This is a genomic window from Algibacter lectus, assembly GCF_900112395.1.
Taxonomy (GTDB): domain Bacteria; phylum Bacteroidota; class Bacteroidia; order Flavobacteriales; family Flavobacteriaceae; genus Algibacter; species Algibacter lectus.
Window position 1 is genome coordinate 122,784 of record NZ_FOLN01000014.1, and the last position, 9,997, is coordinate 132,780.

At 32.3% G+C, this 9,997-nt stretch carries 4 protein-coding genes; 2 read left to right on the forward strand and 2 right to left on the reverse strand.

Going from position 1 to position 9,997, the window contains the following annotated elements; genetic code table 11:
- Nucleotides 1-133 precede the first annotated feature (133 nt).
- Both BM246_RS18665 and BM246_RS18670 read left to right on the forward strand, forming a co-directional pair.
- Nucleotides 134-649 carry a DUF421 domain-containing protein gene (locus BM246_RS18665; protein ID WP_042506740.1) on the forward strand — a complete coding sequence of 172 codons (516 nt, stop codon included), beginning with the start codon at nt 134-136 and terminating at the stop codon, nt 647-649.
- 97 nt (nt 650-746) lie between these two features.
- Nucleotides 747-2,990 (forward strand): FUSC family protein, encoded by a 2,244-nt coding sequence (locus BM246_RS18670; protein WP_074940250.1) that lies wholly within the window; start codon nt 747-749, stop codon nt 2,988-2,990.
- A 143-nt stretch (nt 2,991-3,133) separates the two neighbouring features.
- Here the strand turns inward: BM246_RS18670 and BM246_RS18675 are convergent, their stop codons facing one another.
- Both BM246_RS18675 and BM246_RS18680 read right to left on the reverse strand, forming a co-directional pair.
- Nucleotides 3,134-7,327, reverse strand: coding sequence for a phosphodiester glycosidase family protein (locus tag BM246_RS18675; protein WP_074940256.1), 4,194 nt, complete (start codon nt 7,325-7,327; stop codon nt 3,134-3,136).
- 9 nt (nt 7,328-7,336) lie between these two features.
- The gene (locus tag BM246_RS18680; RefSeq protein ID WP_074940260.1) at nt 7,337-8,581 is read right to left on the reverse strand and encodes a glycosyltransferase; all 1,245 of its coding nucleotides are present in this window, start codon (nt 8,579-8,581) and stop codon (nt 7,337-7,339) included.
- Between the last annotated feature and the right edge of the window lie 1,416 nt (nt 8,582-9,997).

The window sequence follows — 9,997 nt, forward strand, 5'->3', positions numbered from 1 at the left end:
ATTGAAAAATTATTAAGCATTGAGAATCTAACGTTTTGATGGTTAAATGATATCGGTTACAAATTAAATCAATAGCATTAATGGGTTATAGGTTTCTGAAATATATTTGAGGTACAAACCATCAAATAAAATTATGACTTTACAAGACTACATTAATTTAGTGCTTTCCGTATTAGGTGTTTTTTCAATAATAATTATTATAACTAGAGTTTTTGGTTTAAGAACCTTTGCTAAAATGTCTAGTTTCGATTTTGCCTCAACTATTGCAGTTGGGTCTGTTTTGGCGTCCATTATATTAAATAGTAATTATTCTTTAGGGAAAGGAGCTGTTGCGTTAATCGCTATTATTGGTTTTCAAACCTTATTTTCTTATTTAGTTCGGAAAATAGATTTCTTTAAAAGATTATTTACAAACAAGCCTCAAATTATTATGTGGAATGGCAAAATTCTTCACAAAAAACTAAAGGCATGTAATGTTGGTAAAGACGATTTAATTGCGAAACTTAGAGAAGCAAATGTGCACGACTTTAATGAGGTGAAAGCTGTTATTTTTGAAAGTACTGGTGATATTTCTGTAATTCATAATAACGAACAAAAACCTGTTGATGCTGAGGTATTGGTAGATGTGAGTAAAGAAGGCTTGCATTGAAATAATTAAAAAACTAATATATAGTAGTATTGGTGTTTTATTTATAGCAAAGACTATTGACTGAATTAAAGTATCTTTGTTAGTAAGAACGTACATATTGAATAAACACTTAAACAATGTAGAGCTATTTTTAAGAGGCTCCAATTTATATAGAGGTATTAGGCTAACTACTGCAGTGGTTACACCTTTGGTTATTATGTATATTTTGGGGTATGCTGAGTGGGCTCCATCTGTAGTGGTTGGTGTGTTTTTAAATGCACCAGGAGATATTCCGGGGAGTTTAAAAAGAAAGGTAAATGCCATTTTAATTAGTATTGGCTTAACCATGCTGGTTACTTGCACAATTCTATTTTTTAAGCCTTACTTAATGCTTTTGCTAATTGCAATGGCTATCATATCATTTGTGGTTTCGCTTATATCGGTGTATGGTTTTAGGGCTTCGTTAGTTTCGTTTTCTGGTTTACTATCCATGGTTCTTGCTCTTGCAGTTCAAAAGGAAAGTCCTCAAGAAATTTTTAATCATATCGGGCTTATGGGTATTGGTGGACTTTGGTATTTATTTGTATCGTTCACCTTTCAGAAATTAGCACCTAAAAAAGATAATAATCAGTTACTATCGGATACGTTAGCTCTTATTGGAGAATATTTAAAATTAAGAGCGCGATTATTAACAAAGAAGAATAAACGTGAAACGCTGATAAAAGAAGCTTTAGTACTGCAAACACAGATTAACGAAAAGCATGAAACTTTGAGAGAAGTTCTATATGTTGAAAGAAAGAAATCTGGTCGTTCTCACTATGACGAAAAGCAACTATTAATATTTATATCGACCATAAATATATTTGAACTTATTGAAGCAAAGCATTTAGATTATAACGAAATTGATAGGTTGTTTATTGATAAGAAAGAATTTCTGAAAGCATCTAAGAATTTGAATAAAGTGTTGGGGAACCATTTAATAAAATTATCAGATTTACTTATTCAAAAACGAAAAATCCCGAATAAGAATGTTCTGTTAGATGCGCTTGCAAAAGCTAATGATGCTATTTCCGATTATGTTGATGATGTTACGCTTCCACAAGCTAGAGAAGGTGCATTGGTTTTAAAAAACTTATACGATTATCAAGAATTATTACTGGAAGAAGTAAGAGCTATTCGACGTGTTATGGCTAATGTTAGAGAGGCTTCTAAGGTGTCATTAAAACGACAAGATGCTAGCCAGTTTTTAACTTTACAAGAATATAGGTTAAACGTTATTATTCAAAACCTTAGTTTTAGTTCTAATTTATTTCGACATGCGCTACGTTTTACCGTGGCAGTGATGTTTGCGTTTGTACTTGGCACTGTTTTAGAAATCCATAATACGTATTGGATTGTTTTAACCATTTTGGTTATTATGCGTCCTAATTACGGCCTAACGAAAGAGCGTTCTAAAGACCGTATTATTGGTACGCTTATAGGTGCCACCGTTGCTATTAGTATTGTATTGTTAACCCAAAATGTTGTGGTTTATGCCACAATGGCGATTGTATCACTCATCTTTGCATTTGCATTAATTCAAGAGAATTATAAATTTGCGGCGGCGTTAATAACAATCAATGTTATTTTTGTTTATTCGCTTATAAACCCAGATGCTTTCGAGGTTATTCAATATCGTGTTACCGATACTATTATAGGAGCAATAATTGCTATAGTAGCGAACTATTTATTATGGCCAAGTTGGGAAGTTAACAATTTAAAAGACGTACTTCTTGATGCTGTAAAAAAGAACACTAGTTATTTGCTCGCAACAAAGGATTTATACCATGCTAAAAAACAGAATCAATTGGCTTATAAAGTCGCTAGAAAAGATGCTTTTTTAGCCATAAGTAATTTAAATGCTGCTTTTCAAAGGTTAACGCAAGATCCTAAATCTAAACAAAGAGAATTTCAACTTATATATAGTTTAGTAACTTTAAACCAAACAATGGTTTCGGCTACAGCTTCTATAGGTAGTTTTATTGTTAATCACAAGACAACTTCAGCTTCTAAAGAATTTGATGTTATGGTTTTTAAAATAGCTAATACATTAGAAATGTCTTGTGCTATATTAGAAGGTAAACCTACTATCAAACAAAGTGATGCGGAGTCGATTAAAGAAGCTGAAGATGTACTACTGAAAACGTTTCAGCACCTTTCTCATAAAAGAGATAAAAATATTAAAAGAGGTAATACTGAAATTAGTACCAGAGATATGCATCATCTACAGGAAGCTTATTTAATACCAAATCAACTTATTTGGTTGAAATCATTATCTGAAAACTTAAAAAGGGCTACGCGTAAATATATTGAAGCAGTTTAGGTTGTTTTTTGAAAAAAAAAGTTTCTTTTGAGAGTATTAAATGAATACAATTAAAAAGCCACTTTCTAAATTTATAGAAAGTGGCTTTTTAATATTCAGTTGTTGAGGTTCTCTAAATGATTTTCCGAAACACTCAATCAAAACTAATCATCAATCCAACCCATAATAGCATTAGCTACAAATCTAGGTTCTGGTGGTAACGAGTAAATATCTTTCTCGTAATTTTTATTGTAAGGCGAGATATTCATAATATTTCCATCAACAACTAAGGTACTACTTCCTCCTGGATCAAACCCCATAGCTTTATCCATGCCATATTTTAGAAGAATATCAACCATATCAAAATGAGTAGCTCCAACCGATTCTCTAATTCTTCCATTAACCATAAGCACCATAAGCTTACCTTCTTTTGTAATCCCTACGGCAATTTTTGGTCCGCGCATATCTGTGAAATCTAACCTAGCGGCTTGCGTTTTAATAGAGTTAGAGGTTTTCCAACCTTCATCTTCCATGTTTAAAATTTGCTTTCCGCTATCAATTAGCATAGGGCCAGCTTCAATAGCATATGAAATCTCATCCCATTTAAAAGGATTGTTTTCTGGTTCTAATAATTGAATATCTAAAGGCATGCCTTCTTTAAACATCGTGCTCGAGAAAATGTTAGAAGGAACAGATAAAGTGATGCCTACAGAAATAGCAGGAACAGATTCACCTGCTTTCGTTTTAATAATTTGTTTTACAGTATTTCCTGCAATTCTGATAATAACATTTCCATTTCCTTTAAAGGTTTCTTCGGAATATGATAAATCGTAAAAACAAGCTTCGGAATCGCTATGCTTATTATAGTTTTTCGAACTGAAAACAATATTTTTTTGTTTGCCTTTTACAATTAAACCAGCTTCACAATTTACTTTCCTGATATCAACATCGCCATTTTTATAAATAATAAATGCAGGTTTATTAAATAGTGGCGGACAAAACACCTTATTGTTCATAATCAATAAACCTAAAGGAGAACCAATATAGGTTTCAGGTAGTCCAAGTTTGCCTACTAACTCAGGATTTAAAATATAGCCACCATTCCAAGCGAGTTCTATTTTATTTGGGTTTTTGCTTTTCTGTTTATATTCCTTTATTAGAGCAGGTACATTTTTAGGTTCCTTATTTGCAATGTGTGCCGCAAATTTCCATTTATGTTTTTTTGTGTCAATTTCGGCTAATACGCCACTCCATGGTAGACCATCGCTATAAACGCCACCAGCGAAAGAAGATTTTACTTTTTCAACGGTTTTCGTTTTTTTAAGACCTTCTTTTATTTGTTCAAGAAGTTTAACAATTGGGGTTCCGTTTTTTATGGCATCAGTAGAAATTATTTTAAGTAATTCTTTTTCTCCAATAGTATTTTTCAGTGCATTAAAATCATCACTCTTTAAAGCTAAATTGAAATCTTTCGCTGTTTGTATTGGAGTAGGGTATGCTAAAGTGGTTCGAACAGCTGCTGGTACAAATTGAATAAAACCACTATCTTTTGGTATGCCCATAATTTTGGCAGTCATTTCATATAAAACCTTGCCAATATGGAAGTGATCAATTTCTATAATGTCAGTCATCATAGCAGAATATTCACCGTTGGTTATTAAAAAACCATTTGCTTCTTTGATGTCTCTTAAAATTTTGATGGCTTTTGGTCCCATTTGCGGAAAATGTACACCTTCCGACCATTGTTTTGTTTCAACTATTTGAACAACGCCTGCTTTATATAGTAAACCCAATTCTGGTTCTTTGCCGCTTTCTAAATATTCTTTAATATTGGCGCTAGAAAACCACTTGGTTATTCTTGGCTCATGAATAAATATGTATATCTTTTCTAGAGAATCTACACTACTTTGTAGCACTTCTTCTGTAAGTTCTTCTTCTATAGTTAATTTTAATTGAGCACGAATAGGCTGCAAAACAAAATATTCTAACTCATGTTTAATGTATCGTCCCGGGAAGTATCCTTTTGGGACATTCTTTTTTAAATTGGTGGTTAATATTTTTCGATCATCGATACCCAAATATTTACTGTTGGTTAATTGAAAAAGAGCCAATTCCCAATCTGCGAAAAACTGTGGAGCCAAAGTTAAATCGGCTAAATGCTGAGGTTTAAAAATATCATTATAAATCATATTCACTAAGCCTGTTACTTCCTGATAGGTAAAAGCTTGATATGCGAATGATTTTTTGTTTCGATGTCTATAGGTTAGAGCGTGATCATGTCTCGTTGAAATTTCACCATCTACATATTTAAAAATATCATCAATAGCATTGTAGTATTTATGGATCTGTTGCAAATTAGTATTTACTAAATCAGGAATGTCGTTTTCCATCATTCTGGCATAACGCATTACTTTTCCTTTTACAAGCTGCTCTTCAACCCTAAAAAAGCTAGGGTCTATTAAAGATTTTAAATACAGCATAAAAGATAAGCGGCCATATCCTGGTAAATAATGCCTCGTTTTTTTATTCAGAATAGCATTTAAATCTTCATTTTCAAAATCAACAGATTTTTTATACTCTTTTAATAAGGTAACAACTTGCGTATTATCTTCACTACCTAGAGCATCAAGCTGTAAACACATGCGCTCAATAATATATCGCATGTTTTTTTCTAAAGATTCTATGCTGTAGCGCTTGTTAATTACACTTCTATTATGTGTAACATCTACCATTCGGTTTTGAGGATAAAATACATGGTCACATATTTTTTCAGCTAGTAATTTAGGGACTTTAGAGCCTTTAAACTCTAAAACGTTTAAACGTAGAGATTCATCTAAGTGTCTACCAATAACCTGGTCGTAAACTTCTCTTGGTTCATACTGTCTACAAAATATAGGTGTTCCGCAGGCTGCGGCTTCTATAATAGGTAGGCCACGTCCTTCGGTTTGGCTTGGTAATAAAATTAGAGAAGCAACATCGTATAGTTGTTCAATATTTAAAGGTTTCTTATATTTTTTCTTAAACTCGTTTTTATCAAATTCACTAAATAAAAAGCCGAGTAATACGCGGGATTTATATTCCTTCGGAAGTTCTTTAAGGAAATTTGTAAAATCTTCTTTTAAATCGCGATAATAATTTTGCTGACCATGAGGAATAGGGCCAGAAACTATGAGTGATAATTTTAATTGCGGATTAGTAGTGAATTTCTCTGCAAAAGAATCGTAAGAAAACAACCTTTTAATAAGCTTAAAGTTAAGTTCAATAGATTTCCTACTAATCACTCGTGTAGGTTGTAGAAATACGATGTTGTTGTTTACAAAATCGAAATTTTTAATGGTTTTATGTCCTAAAAGTATAGGTTTTAGCGAGCGCTCACTATCTTTATGGTGAGCAGCAGTATGTACGGTAATGGTGTCTTTTTCATTTGCAAATATGGTAGAGACTTGCATAAACGCTTTTATAATATCGCGTTTACTCATTTGGTGCATTTTGGTGTCTACAGCAGTCCCGAGTAAGGCTACATTTGCAGGGTTATGACCATTGATATTAATAAGATGCTCTTGCTGCATTTTGTTAATATTCACATTCATCCAAGAACGACTTTCCCATGGGTAAACCATTTCTATAACAGAGAAAAATTCGCCAATATGTGCATTATGAAAAAAGAAATCTCTTGGCCCTTTTTTTAAACCTTTCTTTACAATGTCTTCCTTTCTATTACCGCCTTCCCAATAAAAATCATGATTGTTGTTTATTACAGGAATACCTAAATATTCCGAAATTAAAACTGTGGCAAGCGCTAGAGAAACATTTCCTGGATTGGAGCAAACATTAATGAGATACAACAGCGAAATATCGTTTTCCTCAATGTAACTTCCCAGTTTTTCGACTAAAACTAAAACCTCTTTCCAGAATTTTCCAATAAGTGCATTGTAAGCCTCACTGCCACGTTCCATTTTTATATTAAAGAAGTCTTCGTATAGCGGCCAAGCATCAAAGGCTTCCATTTCTGGAATTACTTTTTTAAAAGCGCCATTAGGGATTAGCTCATCTGCCTCGTCCTTTATATCTCCGGCAACAAAGTGAATGGGAATATCGGGATATATGTTTTTAAAGATTTTGGCATATTTTTCCGTTTCTACCGTAATACCATCTATGGTAAAGTAAAAGGTAAGAAACGCAACACCACCTTTTTCAATTTCAGCATCGAAAGTAGAAGCCTTTCCTTTGAAGGCCGATGCAAAATTTTGTTCTTTAAATTTATCAATAAATAAACCGAGGTCAAACCAAGTATTTATTTTTTCATTTCTTAATGTATTTAATATGTTAGGTATTCTCGCTGTTTTATTATTAATCATTATTTGTTTTTAAAATTTAAATAAACTGCTTAATTTCTCTTCTAGTACATCATAAGAAAAATACTTTTTTCCTATCTCAAAGTTATATTCACCAATTTCTAGACAACGTTGTGGGTTGTATATAATGTCAGACATCTGTTGCACGCTCTCCGGAGTTAAGTTGCCATCTTCAATCATTACGGTTTCAAAACCTTTATTACCAATGTCTTGCATGTAAACCGGTTTGTAGTTATTTACAAAAATTGGCTTTTTGGCAAGTACAGTTTCTACAAAAGCATTCCCAAAACCTTCATAAGTACTAAAGTAGGTTGCTGCTCTACCGTGGGCATAAACGTCCGATAGGTCTTTATGATCTAAAACCTTATCTGCAGCAAATATTATTTGGCTCGATAAATTAAGTTGATGTATCTGGTCTATTAATTCATTATAATATTCCTTATTTTCATCATCATTATTATTACCGGTAATAACAAGTTTTAGTTTCTTATCATCCAGTTTATCAATTAAAGAAATGGCAGTTTCAATACCCTTACGCCTCACAATACGGGTAACTTGTAAAAGCGCAATTTCATCTTCGGTAATACCTAAGTCTTTCAGGAAAAACTGATTTTCTGGAGTTGGCACGCCATAAATGCGATTAAAATCCATAACATTCGGCACTAAAGTAGCATCTATGTTAAATCTATTTTTAAACGTTTCAACACCAAACGTATTAATAACGGCATGCTTTACGTCAGGTAATAGCAAGGGGAAATTATCATCCACATATTGGTTAATTTCCGGATGAGCCGATACATAGCGCTCACCACGTTCCCAGTGAAAATCATGATCATGAGTTACAATAGGCAGGCCGGTAGTTTTAATCAGTTTTTTAATAGCCACACCCATAGAAAGATGGCAGGGTAGTGCCGATGCATTTTCAGAAAGTAGAACCTCAATTTTTTTGTCGCTCACCCATTTAACCATGGCATCATGAATCATGTTCGAAGCACTCTCAACATGTTCCAACAATGGTCCAGGATCTTTATCCGGTTCATAAAAAGCTTTGCGTTGTCCCCATTCAGCCTCTACCGAAAAAAAAGATAAAGCAGGAAACAAGTAATCATGGTCGTAATCCATAGTCCACGACTCAAATTCTCCAGACATAATAAACACCTCATGTCCCAATTTTTTTAATACATCAATCCATTTCTCAGTTTCTAGCGCAACACCGTCCACGCCGCCAATTCTACCAATAATAATACCTATTCGCATGTTCTATAAATAAAGGTTTGTATCCTTTAAATATAGGCTATAGCTCAAAAAATTAAAAGGTTTTCAGGCAGAGCCTTGTTTAAATTATCACTTCAAAAATTTAAGCTACCATAAATTATGTGTTTTTAAATTTAAACCTCTAATCTAGATAAATTGATAATTGAATATTTTGAGTTTATCATAAAATGTTGTGTTTTAATCATCTTTTTGTGCATTTTCTTAATTAAAATTTAAGTTTTAAAGAAAAACTGTGAAAAAAGAATAAATTGGTTGAGTTAGGTTGTTGTTTGGGCGTTACTCTAGCTACACCTTCTAGTGGTATAGCTAGAGTCGGGCTTTCACTACTCGCTTTTTTGTGTTGCATAGGTGTAACCACACAAAAAGAGCTCAAACATGCCGTTCAATCCCTAACGCAGGGCTAGTTTGCATAATCACTTTTTAAACCAAAATATAGTTTTAGTTTACAAAACGTATAATGTTATATATAATAGGTGTAAACTAAAATAGGGGAGAAGTACTATCGAATCACTAGATACCTATTATATAGGTAGACATAAAAAGAGAAAACAATAAAATAGTTGTACCTATATATAAGGTAGTAAATAATATCAAAACTAAAATAAACACATGTCTCTATATATAAGGATGAATTAAGTCATCATTTTATTTACCTGAAATTTAAAAAAATGAGAATCCTTTTAGTTCTAACTAACCTTAAAAAACAAACAAAAAATACAGTAACACATCAAAAACCATAATTATAAAACTAAACAAATGGGTGAAATGAGTGTTTCACCATATAAAGCGATGTTATATCATTGTCAATTGTATTAAAAAAAGAGACAGTTAAATTAAAATTCACCCTAAAACGGGATAAAATACAGAGTATAATAAACCCGTTAATTAGTCATAACGATAAACACAGATGTAATATCAAAAGAAAGTTGTAATGTAAATCGCTGGTAAACATTTATTTAAAATAAACTTGAAAAATACTTCATAAAAAAGGTTGTCAGAACCAAAAAGGGATCTATATTTGCACCCCGCTAAAAAAGGTAAAACTTTAAACGGGTAACGTTCATAAGCAGGTTGATTGATTAAGATTTTAAAAGCGGTAAAAAACTTTTAAAAAAAAGAAATAAAAAACATTGTGAGTTTCAGAAAAGGTTGTAAGTTTGCAGCCGCTAAAAACGGCAACGTAATTAGCTAGAAAGTTCATAAGTATATTGTTTAGTATTTAGGTTAAAGAGGTATTAAATCTTTTTAAAATAAAAGTTAAATAATTATTGTGAGAGTTAAAAAAGGGTTTTATATTTGCACCCGCTTAGCAAGGTAACGAGTTAAGATAAGAAAAGAAACAAGTTCATAAACATATTGAATTGACAGCGTAAAATTAATTTGGAAACGGATTAATTT

Coding starts and splice junctions, on each gene's coding strand:
- BM246_RS18665 (WP_042506740.1), top strand. CDS start 134: ATGACTTTACAAGACTACATTAATTTAGTGCTTTCCGTATTAGGTGTT.
- BM246_RS18675 (WP_074940256.1), bottom strand. CDS start 7,327: ATGATTAATAATAAAACAGCGAGAATACCTAACATATTAAATACATTA.
- BM246_RS18680 (WP_074940260.1), bottom strand. CDS start 8,581: ATGCGAATAGGTATTATTATTGGTAGAATTGGCGGCGTGGACGGTGTT.